The organism is Edaphobacter bradus, from assembly GCF_025685645.1.
GTDB lineage: Bacteria > Acidobacteriota > Terriglobia > Terriglobales > Acidobacteriaceae > Edaphobacter > Edaphobacter bradus.
The window spans coordinates 1,443,651-1,469,292 of the sequence record NZ_JAGSYF010000002.1 but is presented as its reverse complement, the minus strand read 5'-3'; the positions used below and the strand labels follow the sequence as shown (position 1 = coordinate 1,469,292).

At 59.2% G+C, this 25,642-nt stretch carries 12 protein-coding genes and 1 pseudogene; 10 read left to right on the top strand and 3 right to left on the bottom strand.

The window, feature by feature from the left end; translation table 11 throughout:
* The first annotated feature begins 357 nt into the window (after positions 1-357).
* From OHL16_RS12190 to OHL16_RS12170, 5 genes are all read left to right on the top strand, one after another.
* A complete protein-coding gene (locus OHL16_RS12190; protein WP_263367396.1) occupies positions 358-1,515 on the top strand; it encodes an alkaline phosphatase family protein in 1,158 nt (385 codons plus the stop codon).
* Entirely contained in the window at positions 1,512-2,720 is a 1,209-nt protein-coding gene (locus tag OHL16_RS12185) for a hypothetical protein (RefSeq protein ID WP_263367395.1), read from the top strand. Before OHL16_RS12190 ends, OHL16_RS12185 begins: the two co-directional genes overlap by 4 nt.
* Before the next feature lie 147 nt (positions 2,721-2,867).
* Positions 2,868-6,284 carry a DUF5107 domain-containing protein gene (locus OHL16_RS12180; RefSeq protein WP_263367394.1) on the top strand — a complete coding sequence of 1,139 codons (3,417 nt, stop codon included), beginning with the start codon at positions 2,868-2,870 and terminating at the stop codon, positions 6,282-6,284.
* Positions 6,285-6,287: 3 nt separating this feature from the next.
* On the top strand, positions 6,288-7,721 hold the full coding sequence (locus OHL16_RS12175; protein ID WP_263367393.1) for a sugar porter family MFS transporter: 1,434 nt from the start codon (positions 6,288-6,290) through the stop codon (positions 7,719-7,721).
* Positions 7,722-7,979: 258 nt separating this feature from the next.
* Entirely contained in the window at positions 7,980-11,372 is a 3,393-nt protein-coding gene (locus OHL16_RS12170) for a chitobiase/beta-hexosaminidase C-terminal domain-containing protein (RefSeq protein WP_263367392.1), read from the top strand.
* A gap of 714 nt (positions 11,373-12,086) precedes the next feature.
* On the opposite strand, the gene OHL16_RS12165 is transcribed toward OHL16_RS12170, so the two are convergent.
* Positions 12,087-14,327 carry an alpha-galactosidase gene (locus OHL16_RS12165; RefSeq protein ID WP_263367391.1) on the bottom strand — a complete coding sequence of 747 codons (2,241 nt, stop codon included), beginning with the start codon at positions 14,325-14,327 and terminating at the stop codon, positions 12,087-12,089.
* A gap of 163 nt (positions 14,328-14,490) precedes the next feature.
* Here OHL16_RS12165 and OHL16_RS12160 point away from each other — a divergent pair, with 163 nt between their 5' ends.
* Positions 14,491-15,585 carry a LacI family DNA-binding transcriptional regulator gene (locus OHL16_RS12160; RefSeq protein ID WP_263367390.1) on the top strand — a complete coding sequence of 365 codons (1,095 nt, stop codon included), beginning with the start codon at positions 14,491-14,493 and terminating at the stop codon, positions 15,583-15,585.
* A 17-nt stretch (positions 15,586-15,602) separates the two neighbouring features.
* Here the strand turns inward: OHL16_RS12160 and OHL16_RS12155 are convergent, their stop codons facing one another.
* Together OHL16_RS12155 and OHL16_RS12150 are read right to left on the bottom strand one after the other, a co-directional pair.
* Positions 15,603-17,522, bottom strand: a complete 1,920-nt coding sequence (locus OHL16_RS12155; protein ID WP_263367389.1) for a glycoside hydrolase family 97 protein — start codon at positions 17,520-17,522, stop codon at positions 15,603-15,605.
* 175 nt (positions 17,523-17,697) lie between these two features.
* Entirely contained in the window at positions 17,698-21,210 is a 3,513-nt protein-coding gene (locus OHL16_RS12150) for a TonB-dependent receptor (RefSeq protein WP_263367388.1), read from the bottom strand.
* Between the two features lie 486 nt (positions 21,211-21,696).
* On the opposite strand from OHL16_RS12150, the gene OHL16_RS12145 reads away from it, so the two are divergent.
* The 4 genes and pseudogenes from OHL16_RS12145 (at position 21,697) to OHL16_RS12130 (ending at position 24,426) form a co-directional block, all read left to right on the top strand.
* On the top strand, positions 21,697-22,635 hold the full coding sequence (locus tag OHL16_RS12145; protein ID WP_263367387.1) for an aldose 1-epimerase family protein: 939 nt from the start codon (positions 21,697-21,699) through the stop codon (positions 22,633-22,635).
* A 585-nt stretch (positions 22,636-23,220) separates the two neighbouring features.
* Positions 23,221-23,622, top strand: a pseudogene (locus OHL16_RS12140) (SDR family NAD(P)-dependent oxidoreductase); the annotation flags it as partial.
* Positions 23,623-23,773: 151 nt separating this feature from the next.
* Positions 23,774-24,100, top strand: coding sequence for an SDR family oxidoreductase (locus tag OHL16_RS12135; RefSeq protein WP_263367385.1), 327 nt, complete (start codon positions 23,774-23,776; stop codon positions 24,098-24,100).
* Positions 24,097-24,426: a Rossmann-fold NAD(P)-binding domain-containing protein gene (locus OHL16_RS12130; RefSeq protein WP_263367384.1), complete on the top strand. Its 330-nt coding sequence runs from the start codon at positions 24,097-24,099 to the stop codon at positions 24,424-24,426. The genes OHL16_RS12135 and OHL16_RS12130 overlap by 4 nt, the downstream gene beginning before the upstream one ends.
* Positions 24,427-25,642 lie beyond the last annotated feature (1,216 nt).

The window sequence follows — 25,642 nt, the reverse complement described above, 5'->3', positions numbered from 1 at the left end:
AAGGCTTGCAGACGACCGACAGTGTTTAGGTCTTCAAGCAGATCAAGGAATTAGCTAATCATGGCACTTCCGCTCGCGTACCTCGACTCTGCCGTGACGGGTCACTGGCCATCCCATTCCGGTCGAGACCAAGCCACGGCGTGCTGGCGATCCCGCTCGCCTCGTCGCGAGTTCGCAGCGCGCCCGCACGGATCTCGGATGGCAGCCGAAGTATCCGGAGATCGAGGAGATTATCGCCAGCGCATGGCGCTGGCACCAGCAGCGCTTTGGTGTGCAATAGATGTAACGACGCGAGACAGTAATTTTTCCCGAACCCGAGCAGGGTTTCGGTGATATCTTAGCGGTCTTGGAGTCGGTTTGCAGACGAGGTCTTCACATCTCGCCTCGACATCACAGCTTCGGTCCAAGACGAGGCGAGAGTTCCTGCGCGCGGCCGGGATGACGTTCGCCGCCTCCAGGATGTTGGCTGTCACCCCAACTCCTGTGGCGCGCCAGATGCGGGGAAAGAAGACCGTCGTCGTGACGTTCGGCGGTGGCGCCCGAGACGAGGAGACCTTTGCGCCGGAGGGACAGAGGTACATTCCCCATCTTCTGGGAGAACTGATCCCGCAGGCTACCTTCTTCACTCAGGTCGTCAATCGAGGAATCCTCGGCCACTATGTGGCGACGGCCAGCCTTGCCTCGGGATGCTATGAGACCTTCAACAACTTTGCTCCGGTATCGCCGCAGAACCCGACGTTCTTCGAGTACGTTCGTCGCGGGCTGAGGCGCGATGCAAGGGATGTCTGGGTGATCGCTCCCAGCAATGGGTTCCAAGGGATTGGTGAGAGCACTCACGGTAGCTACGGAAGCGGTTTCGGGGCCACCGTGGTCCTTCCGAAGCGACTGCTGGAAGGCACGAATACCAGCCAGATCCCCCATCTCGAGGGTCTCTTGCGCGATTCGTATGAATCACCACTATCCCTGCCGGAGGCTCGGGCCTCGGAGGTCTCACTTCACGAACTATCTCGGCTCCTGCAACTCTCCGTGTCGGACTTCCAGTCCCATGCGCGCTCGCTCAGGAGTCCAGATGAGCTCTCGTTGTACATCGCGAAGCATGTGATGGAGACCCTCGCCCCGAGCGTCCTGTGGATCACGCTGCACGATATCGACGTTGCTCATAGTGGAGCCTTCTCCCTCTACACCGAAGCGATCGTGCGCTCAGATGGCATCTGTGCTGAGATATGGAGGACGATTCAGTCAAACCCGGAGTATAAGGGCAAGACAAGTCTCTTTATCCTTCCCGACTTCGGGCGCGATGGAGACAACGAACCCAGCGGCAACGGATTTCAACACCACCGCACCGGTGATGCCCTTTCGCGCACCACATGGCTGCTGGCTCTAGGCCCCGGGATCCGAGAAAATGCCGTCGTCGACCGCCCTGTCGAATCCATCGACCTCGTTCCAACTCTTGGAAGGTTGCTCGGTTGCGATACCCCTCTAGCGCAAGGGCACCTCCTTCACGAGGTACTATGAAGACCGCGGCTTCACTCCAGCCGCACGACTTCGCAGACTACCCGCCAGAGGCACGGGAGTTCGCCATGAGCTCCCTGGATACGCTGCAGCCCCTTCCGCTGCTTTTTGTGGCGACACTGCTCCGTCAGGTATCCCGATATGACTGGCTCTTTCCTCCGGAGCAGAAGGAGGTCCTCGATCAACTAGAGCTCCTCAAGCGGCAAGGTCCGGGAACGCTGCAACAGGCCGCTATCTCCTTCGATCAGATTCCGCTTACAGCGGATCTGGAGAGGATGGATTGGGCCGCCCAGCCGGATCGCTTCTCCGAGGCGCTGACGGCCTATCTTTGGTCGTCGCACCACATGGAAAACTTCCGCACTCGAGCAGCTGAGTATTCAGCCAAGCTTGACGCATCACGGCAGAAGCCATCCACTCAAAACCCACGAATCTGTATCGTACTGCTGGGTAAAGGGGCCCGCGCCGAGGGTGTACCCCTCTTTGAGAGACTCCGCCCCAAAGGAACGCTCTTTCAAAACGTTGCCACCTCCGACGCACTCCAAATCGCTTTAGAGACCTTGCAAGGCCGTGCCAAGCAGAGTCCAGGCCCCTACCTGCACTGGTGGATTGATGGAGGCGACGCAGTCAGCGGACCAGATTATGTGACGATCTCGTACAACGCGTTGGATCCGGTCCGCCGCAGGGTCCTAGCGATCATGGACAAGGCTCGCACCTCTGGCTCAGATGGCCCTGAAGGTCTACGCAGCCTTCTCCACCAGGTGGAGCGGCAACGGACCGGAAAGGCGCACGGCCAGCTCGATCCGGTTCTCGATCACTTTGCTCTCGAGCTCTTCGCGGACGGCTCCGGAACGCAGATCTACAGCACAACCTTCGTCCAGTGGACGGCACGCGAGGTGTTGCGCCGGGCTCAACCCGATACGATCATTCTCCGCTATGCTCCACGGCAATCCGAACGGCCGCTGAACGAGCTGATCTCTGGTAGCAGCACGTCCCTCACACCCGATCCACAAGGCTCCCTGATCGATGCCAACATGGGCTCGTATTACACCTGGCTCAATCTCATGAGGCTACCCGGAGCCGAGCGAGATACCTGGATCGCATGCCACGAAGGAGGCCGTCAGGCGATCGCTGTGTCTCCGGCCATGCCCGCGGGTACAGTGTCGCTTCAGCCGTGCGACCTACGTCAGATCGTGCAATGGAGCAGCTGAACAGGCCTCTCGCCGAGCCAGCTCTATGTTGACAGTCTTCTCAGACAACTCGTATAGTTCAAGTCGCGGTAACGTACACGGTTAGGCATTCTAGGACGCTCCAGTAGGAGCTGTGATGCCCTTCTCACTCAACCTCCGAGGCTATGCATGTTGCAGAACCAGCTTTCCTTAGAAGACGCCAAATCGTCGGTTCCCAGGCGTCTCGCACGGCTGGAGTTGCCCGCCGCGCCCGCCTCTGAACAAGGCGCTGTCAAGGTCTGGAGTGAGCCTGTCGAGATGCTCACCTATCAGCCTGCGAAACCGGACAAGAACCCATTGTTTTTGGAGAGACGTGTTTATCAAGGGAGCAGTGGCCGGGTCTACCCCCTTCCGGTGATCGATTCGGTCGCGACCGAGCCGCACATGCGCTCCTGGCAGGCTGTTCATATCGAAAATGAGTTTCTGCGGCTGATGGTCATGCCGGAGATCGGCGGCCGCATTCATGTGGGTTTGGATAAACGGACCGGCTACGATTTCTTCTACCGGCAAAACGTCATCAAGCCCGCACTGGTAGGGCTCGCTGGGCCGTGGATCTCGGGCGGTGTCGAGTTTAACTGGCCGCAGCATCATCGGCCGGCGACCTTTATGCCGGTCGAGGTTTCGATTGAGCGCTCCGCGGACGGTTCGGTCACCGTGTGGTGCAGCGATCACGATCCCATGAAGCGCATGAAAGGGATGCACGGGATATGTCTTCATCCGCTGAAGGCCTATTTAGAAGTCAAGGTGAGGCTCTATAACCGGACAGAGGACACGCAGACGTTCCTGTGGTGGGCTAATGTTGCCACACGGGTGCATGAGAAGTATCAGTCTTTCTTCCCTCATGATGTCCGGTATGCGGCCGATCACGCAAAACGTGCCGCCACCGAATATCCCCTTAGCCAAGGGCTCTACTATGGTGTCGACTATGGCGAACGGGGCCGCCGCGGAGTCCCAGCGGACGAGATGCCCCCCCATTTTGTCCCCGATGGATCCTACCCCGCCAATGATCTGGGATGGTATGCCAATATTCCCGTTCCCACCAGCTATATGATCGTCGGCTCCCGTGAAGATTTCTTTGGTGGCTACGATCATGCGGCGGATGCGGGCACGGTGGCCGTTGCGAATCATCACATCTCTCCCGGTAAGAAGCAGTGGACATGGGGAAACCATGACTTCGGCTACGCCTGGGACCGCAGGCTTACGGATAGCGACGGGCCCTATATCGAGTTGATGTCCGGGGTCTATACGGACAACCAACCGGACTTCAGCTTCCTTGCCCCGGGCGAGACCAAGACATTCAGTCAGTACTGGTACCCGATCAGCGCCATCGGGGTCGCCGACCACGCGAGCCTGGACGGTGCGCTTCGGCTGGAGGTCGCTTCCTGCAAAGCCACCATCCACCTCCAGGTCACGTCCGACCGGTCCGACTGCACGATCGTGCTTCTGAGCGAAGGGCGCGAGATCGAGCGATGGATCGATGACCTTTCGGCAAAGGGAACCTATCACTACAGCTCTTCGTTTACCGGCTCCGCGGAATCACTCGAGGTGTGCGTCTCTCAGCAGGGCAATACGTTCCTGCGGTATGCGCCGGCGCAGATCGTGCCTGCAGACATGCCTGACGTCGCCACGGAGCCACCGCTCCCTGAAGAGGTGGTCAGCAACGACGAGCTGTATCTCAACGGCCTTCACCTCGAACAGTACCGGCATCCCACGCGCGATCCCGAGCCGTATTGGCTCGAAGCCGTTCGCCGCGATCCGGGGGACAGCAGAGCGAACCACGCCCTTGGTCGGTTTTATATGCGACGGGGAGAGTTCTCCCTTGCAGAGCAGTATCTGCGCAACTCAGTTGCTCGCCTCACAAGGCGAAACCCGAATCCGGCCGACGGCGAGCCCTATTACAACCTCGGTCTCACACTGAGCTATCAGGGACGCATCGCTGAGGCGTATGACGCGTTCTATAAGAGCACGTGGAACGCGGCCTGGCGTGGTCCCGCATATCATCGGCTCGCCGAAATTGACTGCAGCCGTCATGAATGGCTGAAGGCTCTCGATCATCTTGACTGCTCGTTACGTGCGGAGGCGGATAACCTCACCGCCTTGAATCTCAAGGCGGTGGCCCTGTCGCGGCTGGGACGCACCGACGAGGCCAAGGCTCTGCTCTCCGAGGTACGGTCTTTGGATCCACTCGATGTCACGAGCCGGTACTTGACGACCGGAAAGGTCTTCGGCGACGCGCAGCAGCAGATCGACCTGGCCTTCGATTTGATCCGAGCGGGCTTGCTCGAAGAGGCGCTGAACGTTCTCCACGCGGATTCGCCGAGCAGCTGCGATGGTGGAGTGGCGATCCGGCTCTACGTAACCGCCGATGTGCTGCGTCGCCTTGGACGACAGGATCAAGCGGCTACCGCCTGGAAACAGGCGGCGGATGCCGAACCCGCCTATGTCTTCCCCAGCCGGCTGGAAGAGATGATCCTCCTCGAGCAGGCGATCGAATCCAACCCGGCGGATGCCCACGCCTATTACTATCTGGGCAATCTCCTGTACGACCGTCGACGTTACGGGAAAGCCATTGAGCAGTGGCAGCGGTCCACGGAGATCAATCCCGGCTTTCCGACCCCATGGCGCAACCTCGGCTTCGCCAGGTACAACGTCCTGCATGATGCGCAGGGCGCCGCAGCCGACTTCGCGCGTGCGTGCGCACTTGCTCCCAAAGACGCTCGGATCTTTTACGAAGAGGACCAGCTCCAGAAGCGGCTGGGCACCCCGCTCGACAAACGCCTGAAGAACCTGGAGACACACCCGGACCTGGTTGGCCAGCGCGATGATCTCTCGGTTGAGCTCGCGTCCCTGCTCAACAGCGCCGGGCGTCCAGAACAAGCACTGGATCTTTTGCTCGGACGCCACTTTGGACCATGGGAAGGCGGCGAAGGCCAAGTTCTCACGCAGTATGTTCGTGCCAACGTCCGGCTGGCGCAAGAGGAGCTTCGAAAGGGCCGTGCGGATCGCGCGGTGGCTCTCCTTGAGAAGGCAGCGAACCCACCTGATAACCTGAGCGAAGCGAAACATCTGCTGATGAACCTCAGCATGATTGACTACTGGATGGGTGTGGCCCTCGCAGCCCTTGGTGACGAGGCCAGGGCAAGACAATTTTGGGAGCGCGCGGCCCACCAGAAGGGCGATTTCCAGCAGATGCAGGTGCAGCCGATTTCCGAGACCACTTACTGGAGCGCCATGTCGCTGCGCGCTCTAGGACGCTCTGACGAGACGATGGAGGCCTTCCGTGCGATCGATAGGTATGCAACGGAACTGGAAACTCAGACACCGAAGATTGACTACTTCGCAACCTCCCTTCCCGCGATGCTGCTATTTCATGAAGGGCTGAACGAGCGGCAGAAGATCACGGCGCGCTTCCTGCATGCGCAGGCGCAGCTCGGACTAGCAAACAAGGCCGAGGGACGGCGTCTTCTGGAAGAGGTCCGGATGCTCGATCAGAGTCACACCGGAGCGATCGATCTGCTCGCTACTATCTACGAAAGCGAACGTTAGTCCATGCAGGCACCCTCCATCACGACAACCAGGTCAGTATTCATCGTCCCGGCTGAGCCAGGCGGCTACGTCTGGGGCATCGCCATCGTGGCGGCCCTGGGAGGCCTGCTGTTTGGCTACGACTGGGTCGTCATCGGGGGGGCGCGCGAGTTCTACGAGGTCTATTTCCACCTGTCCTCTCCCGCCATCGTCGGGTGGGCGAACAGCTGTGCCTTGATCGGCTGCCTGATCGGCTCGCTCGCAGCCGGTTATCTTGCGGAGCGCTTCGGAAGGCGGCCGATTCTTCTGGTCGCCGCGATCCTCTTCGCCGTCTCCTCGATCCTGACGGGATGGGCTCACACCTTCGACGCGTTCATTGCCTGGCGCATCACGGGAGGCATTGCGATCGGACTTGCTTCGAACGTCTCACCGCTCTACATCGCGGAGATCAGTCCCGCGGAGCTCCGCGGGAGGCTTGTGAGCCTGAACCAGTTCGCGATCGTCATCGGGATCCTGCTGGCACAGATCGCCAACTGGCAAATTGCCAGACCCACACCCTCCGGACTTAGTGAAGCTTCCCTCTTTGCTACCTGGAATGTTCAGTACGGCTGGCGATGGATGTTCACTGCGGTTGCAGTTCCAGCGGCTATTTTTACGATCGCCTCGTTCTTCATCCCCGAAAGTCCGCGTTGGCTGCTCACCCATAAACGTAAGGACCAGGCAGACGCTGTCCTCACCAGGGTCGGCGGACCGTTTTACGCGCGCGCGGAGGTAGCCAACATCGAGGCTACGGTCGAGGCAGAGCGCCTTGCGGAGCCGTCCACGTGGCGTGAGCTGTTTCGTCGTCCCGTGCGTCGTATCCTCCTCATCGGCGTTGCGCTGGCGATTCTCCAGCAGTGGACCGGGATCAACGTGCTGTTCAACTACGCGGCGGAGGTCTACCGCAGCGCTGGATACGGCTCAAACGACATCCTCCTGAACATTGTCATCACCGGCGCTATCAATCTGATCTTCACCATTCTCGCCATGCTGCTCGTCGACCGAGTCGGTCGGCGCTGGCTCATGCTATTCGGCTGCCTCGGCATCGGCATCTCGCACCTGCTCTGCGCCATGGCCTACCACGCGAACTGGAAGGGCATCGCCGTCTTGATCCTGACCCTCAGCGCGATTGCCTGCTACGCGCTGACGCTGGCTCCGGTGACCTGGGTACTGATCGCGGAGATATTTCCCAACCGCGTGCGGTCTCAAGCAATCTCCGCCGCGGTCAGCGCCCTCTGGATCGCCTCCTTTGCGTTAACGTACACATTTCCCATTCTCAATCGAGCGCTCACCACGGGAGGCATCTTCTGCGCCTACGGCCTGATCTGCCTTGCCGGGTTTGTTCTGGTCCAACTCTGTGTCCCGGAGACGAGTGGCCGTAGTTTAGAGGAGATTGAGCGCAGTCTTACCCGCCAATAGTGCACAAAATTCCCGTCTGAACTTCTGCGATTACTCTTGACAAGAGTGCGTCCAAGTATGCAATCTTAGCGAGCGTTATCGTACACGGTTATACACGTTCATCTTTTCAGACGCTCGTCTCTTCTCTGCCGGCGCCGTCTGGATTGATGAGGTGCGGAACCGTTGGCTGAAGCAGCAGTGTGCAGGACTCTCGCTGACGGTCGCGTATGTGCGCGAGTAAGCCGCCTTATTGGCTAGATGATCTACCTTGGAGCTTCAATGAAATCTACCCGTTCCCGCAACAAATCTTTAGGAAGGCGCCTCGCTCTTGGCGTGGCTGCGTTTCTTGTGGGTGCTGTACTCAGCACAGCATCTCTGCATGCCCAGGTCAACGGAGAGGGGCTAACGCCCTATTTGGGCTGGAGCACGTTCAGCGAACAGTCCGTCAGCCCCGGCTTCCTGACACAAGCCAACGTCCAGGCCCAGTCCGACGCCCTGAAGGCATCCGAGCTTCAACAGCATGGCTTTGTCTATATCAATATCGATTCCGGCTGGCAGGGGAGCTTTGATGGCAACGGACGCCCCATCCCCAATACGACAACGTTCCCGGACATCCAAGGCCTGATCGCACACATCCACGCGAACGGCCAAAAGGTGGGTATCTACTGGATCCCTGGCATCGAACTGCCTGCGATTCAGGGTAACTATCCGATCCTCGGCACCTCGTATCACACCCCCGACATCGCAGTGACTCCCCACGCCCCGGGCAACGCCTTCGGAGCGACTTCCGGGGAGCCGTACCATGACAAGATCGATTTTACGAAGCCAGGTGCGCAGGAGTACATCAACTCCATCGTGGCGCTGTGGTCGAGTTGGGGCGTCGACTTCATCAAGCTCGACGCGGTGACACCAGGTTCCGACAACAACAGCACGAGTATCGACAATCGCCCCGACGTCGCTGCCTATTCGAAGGCCATCGCGAACAGCGGCCGGCCCATGTGGCTTACCGTGTCCTGGGCCATGGATCAGGATTATCAGAGCACCTGGCAGCAGTATGCCAATGCCCGGCGCATCGATGAGGATGTGGAGTGTGAGGGCAGCTGCGGACCGTCTCTCACCAACTGGCCACGTATCCTTCTGCGCGCGTATGACGACGTGGCCTGGGAGCACTCAGCCGGTCCAACCCTCGGCTGGAACGACCTGGACTCCCTGGATGTGGTGGGTGCGAGCGGCACGACGACCGTGGCCACCGGCCTCACGAACGATGAAAAGATGTCGGCGACAAATATCTGGCTCATGGCAAACTCGCCGATCTACCTCGGAGGAGACCTCACCAAGCTGGATAGCTTCGCAACTTCAGCTTTCACCAACGACGAACTTCTTGCGGTCAATCAGTCCGGCTCTCCCGCCGTGCAGATGACCGGCGGTTTCCACCAGGTCTGGATGTCCAATCCAGGCAGCGGGTTCGTCTACGTTGCGCTCTACAACTTCAACGCCTTTCCCGACCGCGTCGACGTTCGCTGGAGTGATCTCGGCTTCAATAACGCAACGGCTGTGCGTGATCTCTGGAGCCAGACCGACCTGGGCGCATTCCCAGGAAGCTTCAGCGCGATGGTGGCGCCGCATGGCTCCCGCCTGCTGAAGGTCACACCTAATGGGGCGATTACGCCGGTAACGGGCGGGACTGTCTACGAGGCGGAAGCGGCTGCCCTCTCGGGCGGTACCCAGGTCGCCTCGTGCTCCTCCTGCTCCGGCGGCTCAAAGGTCGGCTATATCGGCGGCAACGCGATCGTTACCTTCAACAACGTGAACGTTCCTACAGCCGGCGTCTACCGCATGGAGATCGACGGCATGACGCAGGGACCTCGAACGCTGGAGTACAGCGTCAATGGTGCACCGGGCGGATCTCTCAATATGGGCGGTGGCAGTTATGTGTTGCCGCAGAGTTCTACTGTCAACGTGGCGCTCAGTGCTGGCAATAACACGATCGTCTTCAATAACCCCTCCGGTTACGGCGCCGATCTCGACCGCATTGTTATCAGCGGCGACGGCAAGGAGTTTGCCAATACCTTCACCGTCTATGAAGGCGAGGCTGCGGCGCAGGCCGGGTCAGCCGTGGGGGCCTATAACTACAGCACGCGCGCTTCAGGCGGAGCCTACATCGGCGGCATGGGCAATGGCGCGGGCAATACCGTTACCTTCAACAACGTCAGTGTCCCGTCGACGGGCACATATCAGCTGGAACTCGATTATGTTGTCGATGGCCAGCGCACCTTTTATGTCTCGGTCAACGGAGGCACGCCTACAGTCCTCAATCTGAGCGGCAACAGCTGGTATGACCCCGTTCCCTACACGATGTCTGTTCAGTTGAACGGAGGAAGTCCCAATACCATCGTCTTCTCGAATCCGAACTCAGGCGCCTACGCTCCCGGGCTCGATCTGATCGCCGTCTCCGGAGGTGGCAACACCGCTCCGATCATCTCCGTTCCTTCGGGGACCTATACCTCGGTGCAGAATGTGACCATCACCGACACAACTCCCGGAGCGACGATTTACTACACGAAGGATGGCTCAACCCCATCTTCCGCATCGACGCAGTACACCGGCCCGGTCACGGTGCGCAGCAGCGAGACGCTCAAAGCCATCGCGATTGCTCCCAACTTCCCGGACAGCAACATCGCCTCAGCGACTTATGTGGTAAACCTCACCAACATTGCCCCACCGATGTTCACCCCACCGGCCGGGACCTACGTGGGACCGCAGCAGATCGTCCTCTCCGATGCAGTGAATGGTGCGACCATCCACTACACGACGGACGGTTCGGCCCCCACCGCGACCTCGCCTGTCTACTCTGCACCGATCGTAGTCACGGCGAACGAGACGATCAACGCATATGCCACGGGTTCCGGATACCCGGATAGCCCAGTAGTCTCCGCTTCGTACATCATCACCCTTCCCACGGCAGCAACCCCCACCTTCACTCCGGTCGCCGGCACCTATACATCGGTCCAGTCAGTCGCCATCGCCGATGCAACGACCGGGGCCACCATCTACTACACCACCGACGGCAGCACGCCGACGGTGAACTCGTCCGTGTACAGCAACCCGCTCACTGTGGGCGCCAATGAAACCATCAAGGCAATCGCGGTTGCGTCGGGCTACCTGACCAGCGCAGTCGGCTCCGCTGCGTACACCATCAACCTTCCCCCTCCCAGCATAGCGCTCTCGCTGAACGTGCCAACCATGGTGATCTCGCGCGGCAAATCTGGCACAGTCACCCTCACCGTGACCGGGCAGAACGGCTTCAGCGGCACCGTCAACTTAGCCTGCAGTGGCCTGCCGTCCGGCGTGTCCTGCAGCTTCAACCCATCGACCCTGAACATCTCCGGCTCCACTGCCGGAACGACCACTCTCACCGTCACCGCATCCAATACCGTCACTGCATCGATGGCGATCATTCCGGCGATCTTCGGACTCGGATTCTTCGCGTTCAACGCACGTCGTCGCCGCATGGTGAACCTGCTCGCCGTGCTGTGCCTGGCGGCGCTCGGCTTTACGATGCTGTCCGGATGCGGAGGGGCTGCCCAGCCGCCGGTCACCACCCAAGCAACTATCACCGTGACCTCAGGTGCGGTGACGCAGAAGGCGCCCCTGCTGGTTACGGTGCAATAACAGGCACCCACACCAGAAGGCAACCCCGCTCAACCAGAACGCCCCCGATGGGGGCGTTCTGGTCTTTTCGGTCAAGTTTATGCCCGTGGCTCAGCGCAAAGCGTCCCTACGCTGATCGAGAACATCTCAGCCAAGACGCGAGCCCCCGTGGCGTCGATCGAAAAGATCCTGACCGAACGCCCGTTTGAGGCATTCATTTCAAACCTTGGGAAACAACACCAACATTGACCAGCTCCTCGAGGTCTACAACGCGAATCGACATGGTTCACCGGTCACACCAACACCAACCACATCTGGATCGCGAAGCTGTTTCGCGACGGCAAGCGGAAGACGGTCTTTACCGCGAACTTCGATCCACTCTGCAAAAAGGCATTGGAAGGTGACGGTCTGAGGCATGGCTCAGATTACGACCTCGCCTACACGGCCCAGAATTCAGGGCAATTGACTAGACACAGGATAGGATCCGCGTGATCAACGTGCATGGGAGTGTACAAGACAAGCGAACCAAGGCTAACACTCTGCGACAAATTGCGGCTAAGAGGCTCACGGCCACAAGAGCAACCCTCACCAACAGCCGTTCTCCCAATATACGACCGAGTGCTGATTCTTGGTTACAACCGCCGACTCGCACATTCCCTCCCAAGGGTTGAAGTCATTACCCACTACCCTCCCGGTCAAGGAACTTCCGGCTTGAGGCCGGTTTGGGTTCGAGGACTACTGACGTGTCAGGACGAAAGCGGCCGCTTGAAAGTCCCCGCGAAGATCCACATCCACGCCATGGTGCATCCAGTACGATCCACTGCCCTGTAGCGGCGTTCCGTCTGAGAGCCTTCCGGCGAGCGCCTTCACGTTGTACATCGCATTTTCGTCCAAGCCGTGGAGAAGGATTCGCGGATAGGGGTAGAGTTCGGCGCTGGAGTGCAGAAACGCAAACGCGACCACCTGCCGCCCATCCCTCGCTACGGTTTCGGTCACCGAGTATGGACTGTTGCTCTCCGGCGTCATTAAGCGGTAGAGATCCCCGCGCTGAATCGTCTCGCGGATCGCCTTATATTCGGTGACGAGAGCTTTGGCCTTCGCGAAATCCTCAGGAGTCCATTTGTTGAGATTGGCGCCGATGCCGAGCGAGCCCTGCATCGATGAGAGGAAACGATACTCGAGCGACAGCGACCGCTGGTTGACCCATGTGGGAGAGTCCGTCACCCACGCCATCATCACACCTGGCGTATAGGCATACGTGAAGCCATTCTGAATGAGCAGGCGATCGGAGGCGTCTGTATTGTCGGACGGCCACACCTCGTCGGTGAGTCGCATCACCCCGAGATCGATACGGCTCCCGCCACCTGAACAGGATTCGATCTCGACATTCGGATGCTTCGCCCTGAGCTCAGCAAGGATCGAGTAGAAGTTACGGATGAAGTCCACATAGACGTTCTTCTCAGCGTCTTTCCCCGCGGCTGGCCAACCTGGCTCAGACCAATTGCGATTGTAGTCCCACTTCAGAAAAGCAATGTCATTCTCAGTGAGCAACTTGTCGAGGAACCCGGCCACATAGTCACGCACATCCTGTCTCGCCAGGTTCAAGACAAGTTGGTTGCGTGCCTCAGTGCGCGGCCGGCCAGGGAAGTTTAAGACCCAATCGGGGTGCTTGCGATAGAGATCGCTGTCCGGATTCACCATCTCCGGCTCAACCCACAGTCCGAAGTCCATGCCGAGCGAGTGGACCTTATCGATCAAGGGCTTGAGCCCATGCGGAAACTTCTGCGGATTCACATACCAATCGCCGAGGCCGGCATGGTCGTTGTTGCGCTGACCAAACCAACCGTCATCCATCACGAAGCGCTCGACTCCGATGCTTGCGGCCTTCTCTGCCAGCGCCATCTGTCCCGCTTCATCCACATTGAACTCCGTTGCCTCCCACGAGTTGTAGAGAACGGGTCGCAGCTTGGGTGTCGGGTGATGCGGCAGAATGGAATCGATCTCAAAGCGATGCAGTTCGCGCGAGGCTCCACCGATGCCATGGTCAGAGTAGCCTCCGTAGAACGATGGCGTCTCAAAGTGTTCGCCTTTGCGGAGAAGATAGCCGAAGTCGAAGGCGTTTGGCCCACCGGTAACGCGAACCTGCTGCAACTGGTCCTGTTCGATCGCGATCTGCCAAGATCCGCTCCAGCCGAGCGCTCCAAACCAAACATCGCCGTGCTCCTGATCGTTGTCGCCTTCATGGTCGATGGCGAACCATGGATTGTTCTGCGCCCCGGTCGTTCCCCTTCGGCTCTCCAGGACAATCTTGCCCGGACGGATCGGCTGCTCCTGTAGATTCCATTCAGCGGCCCAGCGACCAGTGAGGTAACGCAGCCGATAGTCCGTACCACGCGGCAAGTTCCATGTGCCTGCAGCAGCCTGCTCGATCACGATGGAGTCATTCGTCCGGTTGTCGATATCGGCCCAGCGTCGAAGTATTCCAGTCTCCTGGTCAATCTCGTAGTGCAGGGTGACAAACACTTCGCGCGAGATATCCTTCATGACAACGGAAAGCGCCCTTCCCTCTTTCGCATAGGAGAGGTAGCGGAGCTTCAGATCGCGATTCCCATCTGGGAAGGTAACCTTCAGGTCTGGTTCAACGAACAGACCTCCTCCCCACCCCACGAACTCGTGTGGTGTCGTCGTCACCGATAAGTCGAAGGCAGCCGCAGCGGGCGAGGCCTTCACGGCCGCAAAGCGGTCGGCCCCGGACAGCCTCTTTCCCCAGTAGACCGACTGCATCTCACCGTTTTCGTTGACGCCGAAAGCGTAAGTCGTATCGCCTCCATCCAGCCGAAAGACATGAGAAGCCGAATCAAAGGAGACCGTATCCCGGCGTTGAGCCTGGGCCCCAGGAGATCCGGCCGCGGCCACAAGGAGGATGGAGGCAGCAAGGGTAGCGAAACGGGGAAAAAGTGGCTCAATCCAGTGCATCAACTGTTCTCCTTCTTTATACTTTGAAGATATCGGCTGTCTGTGAAGCAAGCCATGCAGCAACGCCCGATAAACTATGCGGGTCGCCTTTTCGGCTACGTATGGCGTTGTTCGCGGTGAGACGATCTGATCCTGAACTCACCCCACTCTTTCAGGTGTAGCTATGTCGGATACTAAAGGTACGTCCGGAATCAAGGAGATCGCCCGTGCGCTGGGCGTGTCGATCGGGACCGTCGATCGTGCCCTCCACGGACGCACCGGAGTCAGCGAAAAGACCAAGAATCGCGTCCTGCAGACGGCGGAGCACCTCGGATATAAACCGAACCTCGCCGCCCAGGCGCTGAAGCTGAACCGCAAGCTCTCGATCGCCGCGATTCTTCCCAAGCACATCTCCCACTTCTTCGATCCGGTCCGAGCCGGCATCCGCGCGGCGGCCGCCGAGACCGTGGGGATGCAGATCACGCTCGACTTTCATGAGTACCCGCGCCTCGGAGTCGGGGACGTCCAAGCGGTAGAAGCTGCGATGGAGCGACACTACGACGGCATCATCTTCCTGCCCGGTGACACACGGAAGTTTGACGCGGTGATCCGCAAACTCTCGCGCGATGGCACAGCGATGATGTGTGTCGGAAGCGATGCTCCTAACACGGACCGCATGGGCTTCGTAGCGGCCCATGCCTATGCCAGTGGCGCGATCGCTGCGGAGTTGTTGGCCATGAACCTTCGCCAGAAGGCCAACGTCGCCGTCTTCAGTGGCGAACTCTTTACGCTGGACCATGCGGAGAAGCTGCGTGGCTTTGCCGCGACGCTCGCCGTTCAAGCGCCTCATCTTTCGCTGCTGCCCGCCCTCGAGAGCCACGAACAGCCGAAGCAGGCCTATCAACAGGCGCTTGCGCTGATGAAAAGCAAAGGCCGTCCGCAGGGTATTTACCTCAGCACGGCTAACAGCATTCCTGTCCTCAAGGCCCTTGACGAGCTCCATCTGCTGGGAAAGATTCAGATCGTCACGACCGACCTCTTCCAGGAGCTTGTGCCGCTGATCGAGTTCGGGAAGGTGCTCGCGACCATTCACCAACGCCCTTACACCCAGGGCAAGGTTGCCTTCGAGTCTCTGATCCAATACCTTCGCAGCGAGGAGAAGACGCAGCCGGCGGTGCGCCTTGCCCCGCACGTTGTCTTCCGCAGCAATCTGTCCCTGTTTGCAGGTCAGATCATGGACACCTACGAGGACCTCGAACCCGAGCTGAGAAAGCGCTAATCGCTGCCTGGTGTAGCTCATCGTGTCTGCCGCGCCGGCACAAAGCGAATCGCACATCCCCCGCCCGGTGCAAGCTTAAGGGTCAACACCTGCCCCTTGCGAACCAGTTGCTTCCGAATATCGACCTCCTTAGGCTCCTTCGCCGCATCGGGGCCGTCCGCATATATCTCCGCACGATAGACGCCCTCCCCTAGAAAGCTGAGCGGAACCGAGAGCGTGCGCGGCGTCCAGTTGGTCATGCTGCCCAGATACCACTCGTCCCCGTGCTGGCGGGCGATGGTCGTGTACTCGCCCGGCTCGCCGTCGAGGACCTTTACAGAGTCCCAGGAAGCAGGCACGTCCTTGATGAACTGGAACGCGGGCTGTCCCTGGTATGCCTGGGGGCTGTCCGAGACCATCTGAATCGGGCTCTGGAAGATCACATAGAGGGCGAGTTGTTGCGCCCGCGTACCCATCGCCATCGGGCTCGTATTTCGAGCTTCGAACGCATTTTCCGTCTCGTTGTTGAAGGCGCCCGGGGTGTAGTCCATGGGACCCGCAATCAGTCGAGTGTACGGGAACACCGAACGGTCCACGGGGCTATCGCGTCTTCCGACCTTATTGTTTTCAATGCCAAGAACGCCCTCATAGCTCATCACATTGGGGTAGGTGCGCTCGAGTCCCCACGGCGTCCTCGTCCCGTGGAAGTCCACCATTAGGTGGTGGGCCGCGGCTTCGCGAGCCGTGTCGTAATAGAACTGCACCCCTCTCTGGTCGTCACGATTGATGAAGTCGATCTTCACGCCGGTGACGCCCCACTTCTCGAAGAGGGGAAATGCCTCCTTCATTTGGTCCATCACCGACTCCGAATAGCACCATATCCATACCTTGACGTTCTTCGCGGCGGCGTAGCGCACAAGCTCGGGAACATCGACCTTCCCATTCATATGTGTGATGTCACGGCCAACGGCCCATCCCGCATCGAGCATCATGTAACGGAAGCCTGAGGCTGCCGAGAAGTCGACGTAGTGCTCCATATTCTTGGTGCTGAAGGACGGATGCCCATCCTCATCGACATCATCGACCCACCAGTTCCACGAAGCCTTGCCAGCCTGAATCCAGCTCGTGTCAGCAACACGGCTGGCCGGACTAAGGTCATAGACAAGCGTCGACTCGATAAAGCGTCCAGGATCGTCCGCAATCCCGATCACCCGCCAAGCGGAGTGATAGGGACTCTTGCTCAATAGCGCAACGGTTGGATCGTCGAATCGTGGAGCAAGCTTCGCCACAAAGTAATGCCCAGCCCAGTTGCCCGAAGGGTTGGTGACATACATGCTCGTGCTGCCTTCGATGTCGGCCTCCATCAGCGATAGCCATGCCACGCCCGGTTCCTGCATCAATAGCGGAAGGCCGATGAGAAAGCTGCTGGACACGCCGCCCTGATTGCTCAGAGCTGTTGTCGGCAACTTGACGTACTCACTCTCGTAGCTACTGCGGTAGTTCGGGAGAGCGAGGAGCCAGTCGGTAGCATCTGTCGGAAGCCGAAATTCTGTGTCTTCCTGGCGCAGCTTGATCTCCTTGAGGGCATCCTGTTCTGGCAACAGGTACCGGAAGGCAACACCGTTGTTGTAGGCGCGCGCCTCGATCTCCAAAGTGCGGTGCGGCGCAGAATCTTCTGTCGTCTCGAAAAGCAGGCCATTGTAAGCGTCGTGAACGTGCCCCACCTTCTGGAACTGCATCGCGTAATCGTCCACGCCGCTTGTGCTTTCTGCCTTGGTGATGGTGACCGCGCTGCCAAGTGGAGGGTGTCCATCGAGTGTGAGCCCGAGAGCTGACTGATCCACCACGGATTTACCCAGGAATTGAATATTGTAGACAAGCCGGCCTGTGGCCACCGGCTTGCCCTGAGAGCTCACGGTATCGAAGCGTATCGCGATCCGACCATCGGGAGATGCCAAGGTCGTCTGTTTTTGCGCAATAGAAGTCAGAGAGAACAGAAAGGGGAGGCACGTTACACAGCGCAAAGCAGACTTCAACACGCCTCGAACCTCGAAGTTGGGATACGGGTGACTCTTGTTGCGTGAAAGGGCGCATGGCCCCCGGAAGGGAGGAGTGCCATGCGCCCGGTTGGGGTTAGAACACGTACTTCGCAGAGATCTGGAAGAACCGCGCATCCGGGGTCAAGTTCTGCATGAAACGTGTCCCCTGGATGCTGGTTGCACCGCCTCCTACGCTGGTGCCGTTCGGGTTCCCGAGCGACGGGTTGTTGAAGAGATTGAATGCGTCCGCGCGGAACTGCAGATACTGTTCGCGCAACGTGATAAAGTTCTTGAACAGCGACATGTTCGTCCGCTGGTAGCCTGGCCCGTAGACGAGATTGGCCCGACCGCCGAGAAACCGCAACGCGGTCGCCGTATCCGTGATGGGGCTGGGTATATTCAACGCCGTTCCAGGCGTCGGGTTGATGAACTGGCAGTTGTTGAACCAGTGCTGTTTGGTGCGGGTCGGCAGACTGCAGGTGGGCAACTGGGCTTTGGAGATCGAGCCCGGGTCCGCGACACCAGGCGCAAACGGATCGCCTCCCTTGAGACCGCGCGCGCCGCCACCGGTTGGCCCCGGAGTATTGGAGCCCACCGAGAAGGGCTCACCGGTCTGGGCCACCCACGTCGCACTTGCCGACCAACCGCCCACCACTTCGTCCAGCCAACCGCCGTGGTTGAGGAAGGCGCGGCCCTTCCCGAAGGGAAGTTCGTAGTTGCCGTTGATGGTGAACCGGTTCCGCACATCATAGGTTGAGTTGGTGAGCTCCATTCTGAGCGGGATGAGGACCGGATTGCGATAGCCCGTGCCGCTGGAGAGCCCACCCGCGGAGCTCGTATCGTCGAGCGCGTGCGCCCAGGTATAGGTCGCCAGAAAGCTCAGGCCGTGCGAGTAACGCTTCTCCATCTTCGCCTGCAGCGAGTTGTAGGTACTGAGACCTCCGTAGTGAACGGTGCCGATGCCGCCCAGATCCGGGAAGGGCTGGAGCGGCTGGCCCGCCGTGCCATTCGGGAAGAGCGCCCGCAGCGTCTGGGGATCAAAGTACGTGCTCAGGTGCCGGGATTCGTTGCCCACGTAGCTGATCGTCGCAGCCAGCGAGGGCTGAATCTCATACTGGAGTGAGACGTTGTAGTTCTCGGTGTATGGAGTCTGGATGTTGAAGTCCGTTGCATGCAGACCTGGCAGGCTTACTGAGTTCAGAAGCCCGGCCGCGAGAGCCGCGGACTCTCCGGACTCGAGCGTAATGCCGCTCGAGGGGCAGTTGCCCAGGTTGCAACTCGGTCGGACCACGTTGACCTGACCGCGGAACGGGAAGTTGTCCCCAAGGTTGTTGCCGCCCTGGCTCTCCAGACCACCGTAGAAGATGCCGAAGCCGGCACGAGCCACCATCTTAGGAGTGACGCGGTAGGAGATGCCGATACGGGGGGCAAAGTCGGTACTCTGGGCGTTCGTCAGCCGGTCGTTGCCGGTGTACGCGACATTGATGTTGTCCTTCAGGAGAAGATTCGTAAACTTCGAGCCCAGCACGACGCTGTTCTGGATCCGCGACGGAAGAAGCAACGTTCCAGAGCCAGTCCCAATGCCAAGGGTCGAGGGAATAAAGTTCATCTGGCTCCCCGAGTTCTCTTTGTAGGGCTGGTAGTAGTCGTAGCGCAGGCCCACGTTGACGGTGAGACGATCGGTCACCTTCCAATCGTCCTGCACGTACCCCGCGCGATACCAGAGTGCGTCGTTGACGTTCGGGGCCGTGGAGAGTGCCGAGGTATCCATCTGGTCCAGCAGGAAGTCGGCGATGCCGGAACCCGTGGGAGCATTCACAGCCGGAGCGCTCGTCAGCGCACCGGTGAAGTAGTAGTTGCCAAGCGAGGACGAAGCGTACCGATAGAAGAAACGGATCGCCTGGAATGTGACGCCGGCGCGAATGGAGTGCTGGCCAATCGTCTTCGCCACGTTATCGAGAATCTGGTAGACGTTCTGCGACTCGTTGGATGTGCCCTGCGAACCCCAGTTGCTCAGTCCATAGACGACACCGAGCGGAAGGCCGCCCTCGTTGCGGGAAAACGGAATGCCGCCCAGGCCCAGCGTGGGAGCGAGGTTCACATTTGCGTTCGGCTGCAGGAACGCAAAGCTGCCCCAGTTGTACCCAAAACGAAACTCATTGGACAGCGTCGGAGAGAAAAAGTGCGTCTCGCTCAGCATGCCATTCTCGGCCAAGTTGGTATCGTTGGTTCCCCCGTACGGAGTGCCGTCGAGGATTGGACCCAGCGGGGGAGTGTTCAGCGTGGTTCCGTGCAGGTAGCTATAACGAAAATACGCCTGGTCCTTCGGGCTGATGTTCCAATCCAGACGCTGGTCCCACTGAATCGTATTCTGATGGGTCGGTGCATTGATGATGAAATTGTTGTAGAGAGTAGCCCCGTTCGTATTGGGCATCGGATACATCTTCAGAATGTTTTGGGCGACCTTGTTGATCTGCGAGGGGCAGATGACATTGTTGACGCCATTGCAGCTCATGGTCGCTGCGCCGCCCGAGTTCGCCGCATACAGCTGAACAGGCCCCCCCTTCCCGTTGATTGTGCCGTCCAGCAGCTCCGTGAAGTCACCATTCCGCTCCTTCACCGTAGGCACGCTTTCGAGATAGGTCTTACCGAACGATATCCGGTTCGCCTCAATGTCTCCGAAGTAAAACAGCTTGTCGTGCAGGATGGGGAGACCAACGGTCGCTCCAAACTGGTTCTCGTGATAGACCGGGATCGTCGGCACATCCCAATCCTTGGCGTCCAGCTTCGTATTGCGGAAGTACTCCCACACGTCACCGTGAATCTTGTTTGTGCCGGACTTGATGCTGGCGTTGACGACGGCGCCTGCAGAGTGTCCAAACTCTGCACTGAAGCTGCTGGTCTGGATCGCAAACTCCGCCAGCGCATCGGGAGGTGGGCGCATCACATAGCTCGATCCGTTGAGGAAGTCGACCAGATTCGTATTGTTGTCCACACCATCGAGGATGAAGTCGTTTTGGGCGGTGCGCTGGCCGTTTGCCACGAAGTCGCCCGTGCCGGAGCCGCGCGTGGTATTGCCCCCCGGGGGAGCGATGCCGGCCGTCAATTGCGCGATATAGACAAAGTTGCGTCCATTGAGCGGCGTTGTGTCGATGTCGTGCGCCGTAATAACCTGCTGGACGGATGCGTCCTGCGACTGAAGAAGGGGCGCCTGGGTATCGACCGACACCGTTTCACTGACCCCTCCGACTTTGAGCGTCAGCGTGACCTCCGCGCGTTGCTGAATATCGACGTGGACACCCGTCTCCGTTGTGACACCAAATCCAGGTGCATGGGCGGATACCGTATAGTTTCCGATTTTGACCGGCGCAACCGTGTACGCCCCGCCCGAGCTCGATTTCGCGTGGAGCACGAGGCCCGTGTCCAGATTGGTGACGGTCACGTCGGCCCCAGGGACCATCGCCCCGGTAGGGTCCTTAACGAAACCGGTAATGCCACCCTGGTCCTGCTGTGCGCGAGCCTGCTCCGTGACAAGCCCGATCGTCAGCAGGCAGAGAAGGCCAAGGAATCCGACTTGCGACACCTTCCTCAAAAATTGAGCTGCCATCTGTTGTTGCCTCTCTTCCTTACCGCGTTTTGCCTTTGCATGACGACCGTGACCAAGGGGTCAGCATCGATCGTTTCAGGAGGCTCAGCGTTTATGTGTACGTTACCGGCGAACATTATGGGTTTCAATGCACGCTTGTCAAGGGTTTTTCGCGCACCTGATTCGAAGGGCAGTTTCCGCGAGCTGTCCTCGGTAAATGGAGCCGCGCTGGGCCGCGAACCTTCCACAAACAAGCGGCTTCCGCACCCTCGTCTTCCACTCCACGCCGCCCCCACGCGCGGCCCTGGCGCGTTTCTGACATGCGCTAAAGGCTACAGGAGGAACGGTCAGCCCACAACGCCTCTGCGGGTTGGCCGGCCCGGGTTGATGTGTACGTTACCGGACTGGGTACTCTCTTGACTCATTGGCCACCATTCGTTACCGTCTCCTATGTTTGTTCACACACAGATTTCATGAAAGAGGCTCTTTGCAGGGCTCGGTTGCACTATGTCTTCTAACAATCGCTACCGCTTGACCTCGTCTGAGCTGGCGGCAGAGATCGTGCCCAGCGAGGGCGGACGTATCGCCTCCATCAAGAGCCTTTCGTCCGGCGTCGAGTTCCTGACGCAATCTCGACACGAGGCCTCTCGTATCCATGAGAACCCGGATGCCTCGTTTCGAAACGGGCCGTGCGCCGGGATTGAAGAGTGCCTCCCGACGGTTGGGCCGTCCGGTCCAGAGACGAGCGGGGGATCGGCGCCGGACCACGGGGACTTCTGGCAACTGGGATGGACGGTGCTCCGCTCCAACAAGCAGGCACTGACCGAGGCGGCGATCGGTTTCAGCCGTCCGCTGCGCTTTGAGAAGTCCGTCAGCGTCAACGGCAGCCAACTGCGCTTGGCATACTCCATTCAGAATGTCGCCGAAACACCGCAATCCTTTCTCTACGCCTGCCATCCCCTGTTTGCCGTCGCGCCGGGCGATGAGATCTTCCTGCCTGCCGAGGTCGATTCGCTTCGGCTCGATTACTCCCGCGCCGACCGGCTGGGGCAACCGGGAGACATGGTGTCGTGGCCAGTAACCCAACAGGGAATCCGCCTGGACCGCGCCGGCGGCGAACATGACGGTACCGCAGAGATGCTGTACACCAGGCGGCTCACCGAGGGCAGATGCCGCATCTACCGAGCGGCGTCCCGGCAGTCGCTCGAGGTCCACTTCGACACACAGGCGCTTCCCTACCTCGGGATATGGTTGTGCTACGGCGGCTGGCCCGAAGGAGAGCGGGAGCACCTGCAATACGCGGTCGCGCTTGAACCTACCTCGTCGCCTCACAACACTCTCGCTCGAGCCCAACGGGATGGATCCGCGATTGCGCTCGAACCTCAGGAATCGTTCCGCTTCGAGATCACGTTGGGCGTAACCGGCCCTGAACCTGACGCCCCGTAACCGAATCGTGCAGCCGCCTCCGAGCTTGTGACGACGAGCTTCCGGATCGCGAACGGGAAGACAACAGTGCGGGCCTGCAAGGAAGCAGCGATCACCGAGCAGACGTAGTACCTTGCGTAAAGAGTATGGCGGTCTGCAGACGGACCAGGCGAAGCGGCTGAAGGAGCTTCCACCCCAGCAAGCAAAGAACACTTGCTGGGGCCCCGGATCGACTGCGGGGATTGGTTTCTGGCCTGCGAAAAGCCTAGAGCGGTCCACAAATTGCCGCTCCAATCACGGGGATATGCGGGAACATAGTCAGCGAGACTGTGCGACCAGCTGGTACGCCGATCCGACGAACGTGAGCATTGCGGCGATAAATCGCTCAGGCCTCTGCAGTGGGGGGAGGCGGGCTCACGTCGTTGAGGACCATGAATTCGGCGTCTGGCCTGAGCTAGATATTCCGCGTGTTCGCGTTCCATAAATTCTTCATGCTCGCTTGTGCGATCGCGACAGGCACGCAGATCTTTGTGAGATCGTGAGCGCTTTAGTTGCGTTACGTCCGTCGCATCCTAAGCTCCGCCCCAGACAGAGCATTGCAAATCAGACGTGAGCCAGCCGGAAGAGGTCGAACAGCTGTTCAGGAAGACGATCGAATCATTCGGCCGCGTGGATGTAGTCGTCAACAACGCAGGAATCATGCCGCTCTCGCCGATCGCGAAAGGAGGTGTCGAGACCTCAATCGTGATCCCTGGCGCATTTACCACCGGCACGAACCACTTTGCTCACTCTGGCACCCCTGACGACAAGGTGCGCATGCTTGAGTATCAGGATGGTCCCTATGGCGGATTTGAGGAGCAGGCGCTCAAAGCTCTCACGGGTACAGTGCCACCGGATGCCGATGTCTCCGCCGTCGCAGGCGCCATCGTGAACATCGTGAACGCCCCTTTCGGTAAGCGGCCGTTTCGTGTCACTGTCGATCCTGCCAGGATGGATCAGAGGTTGTGACGACTGTGCTGGATCGCATCCGTGCCAAATTTGTGCGCCGCCTCGGCTTTGCGGATCTTCTCCATCCCGCCAAGCTCGTTTGAGTCCCCAACCCGTAACAACAATTCACATCTGACTTTCAGGCTGGCAACGCCTGCCTTTGGAGGAATACATGTTTGCAATTACTGGCATAACCGCAAAAGTGGGCGGAGCTGTCGTCCGGCATCTTATTGCCCAAGGTCACAAGATTCGTGCGGTTGTACGGAGCGAAGAAAAAGGCCGGCATTGGGCTCCTCTGGGTTGTGACGTGGCAACGGCGACCCTAGAAGATCATGTCGCGCTGGCCAGGGCTTTTGACGATACCGATGGCGTGTTTCTGATGACTCCGCCCAACTTTGACCCTGAGCCGGGCTTTCCGCAGACCAAGCAGGCCGCGGCGGCCTCCAGCCCCTCGACCATGCCATTCCGATGGTGGCTACGGCAGATATTGCACAGGTGACCGCAGAGCTCCTGAACGAAACATGGTCGGGCGTTCGCATTGTGGAATTGGAGGGTCCGCAGCGCTATTCGGCAAACGACATCGCAGCGAGATTCAGTCTCGCCCTTGGCCAGGCTGTCCGGGCAGAATCCGTTCCTCGCGACACCTGGGAATCGCTGTTCCGCTCGCAGGGCATGAAAAACCCAATGCCTCGTATGCGGATGATCGACAGCTTCAACGAGGGATGGATCGACTTTGAATTCGGCGCGGCAAAGAGCCGAAAGGGCACCACACGGCTGGAATCGGTTTTGGAATCTCTGGTTGCAGAGGTCAGGGGACGGAAATGATCGTCGACGACTTTCAGGACGAGTCACTCATTGACAGGGTTCTGGGAGGTCTGTCGGCAATACGGAAGTTTGGATTTGGACGAGCTCGACGAGTGCCAGATCGCCTTAGCACTCAATGAGCGAGAAATGTAAGCACTTAGCTAACCCGTTAGGGAGAGGCATCGCTCCGAGGGCTGGTCCCGGACCTTCCGATACCCCAAAATTTGCAAGAGATTTGCAAGAGCGTTTCGGCATTCTGGCACTTTTGGCCTTTTCTGCACCTAATAGAATCTCTAACTTACAGATTCTATTAGCCGAGCGGGAGACCGATCCCGTCTCTGGCCACCATACTTTCAACAACTTACTGGATATAATTCAGGAACTGCAAGCAATTTGAAAGCAACTTTTCTGCCCAAGGTTCTCTATGCCCGATCTTGATCTTCGGCGGCTTCGTCCACAGACCCATACTGTCAGTGTCTATACCCGTCACTCGTCCGCCTGCTCTAAGGCTGGCGAACCACAATGGCGTCGTTGCAAGTGCGCCAAGTATGATAGAGCTTATGCGATGGTCAGGATTGCGAATCAGCGACGCGCTGATGGTCGCGAAGGATCGCATCATTGGCAATAGGTTCAGCCTCAGAACGGTGAAGAATGGTACAAAGCTGACGGTGATCACTTCCCGATCACGTCGTGACTGCTCTCCACGTACTTCCGGCGCGACTAACCGTTGATCCTCGGTACTTCTTCTGGTCTGGGAAGTCGGAGATAAAGTCGCTGACCGGCCAATGGCAGCGAAAGCTAGGCAGGCTTAACAAGTACCTCACCATGGAGGACTATGAAGGCAGGCCCCTCCAGTTCCATAGCCATCAGCTCCGAGACACGTTCGCGGTGGAACATCTGCTGGCCGGGCGCCCAATTGCCATCGGCAAGGAAAAATAGGCTGCACCTGGGAAGCAAAGAGGCTGGGCCAAGATCGCCGCCATCTTCTCGGCCGTTGAAAGCTGCCGCAAACTGGACGTGCCCATTCGCAAATATCTGGCCGATGTACTGCCCGGCCTAGCCGATCGCTCCATCCGCGAGTTAGCCGGACTCACGCCCGCGGCCTACGCCGACAATATGGCAAAGTAGCCTGCCTACACCCCTCGACGATCCGTCAACCATGGCCTTGCCCGAAGGGTTACCCAACAACATCGCTTCCTCTCGACTGCGACGATGTACCCCATTCAATACACCCGCT

Excerpts from the sequence above, each read along its gene's own strand:
- OHL16_RS12185 (WP_263367395.1), top strand. The coding sequence starts at position 1,512 with ATGAAGACCGCGGCTTCACTCCAGCCGCACGACTTCGCAGACTACCCG.
- OHL16_RS12180 (WP_263367394.1), top strand. The coding sequence starts at position 2,868 with ATGTTGCAGAACCAGCTTTCCTTAGAAGACGCCAAATCGTCGGTTCCC.
- OHL16_RS12175 (WP_263367393.1), top strand. The coding sequence starts at position 6,288 with ATGCAGGCACCCTCCATCACGACAACCAGGTCAGTATTCATCGTCCCG.
- OHL16_RS12170 (WP_263367392.1), top strand. The coding sequence starts at position 7,980 with ATGAAATCTACCCGTTCCCGCAACAAATCTTTAGGAAGGCGCCTCGCT.
- OHL16_RS12165 (WP_263367391.1), bottom strand. The coding sequence starts at position 14,327 with ATGCACTGGATTGAGCCACTTTTTCCCCGTTTCGCTACCCTTGCTGCC.
- OHL16_RS12160 (WP_263367390.1), top strand. The coding sequence starts at position 14,491 with ATGTCGGATACTAAAGGTACGTCCGGAATCAAGGAGATCGCCCGTGCG.
- OHL16_RS12150 (WP_263367388.1), bottom strand. The coding sequence starts at position 21,210 with ATGGCAGCTCAATTTTTGAGGAAGGTGTCGCAAGTCGGATTCCTTGGC.
- OHL16_RS12145 (WP_263367387.1), top strand. The coding sequence starts at position 21,697 with ATGTCTTCTAACAATCGCTACCGCTTGACCTCGTCTGAGCTGGCGGCA.
- OHL16_RS12135 (WP_263367385.1), top strand. The coding sequence starts at position 23,774 with ATGTTTGCAATTACTGGCATAACCGCAAAAGTGGGCGGAGCTGTCGTC.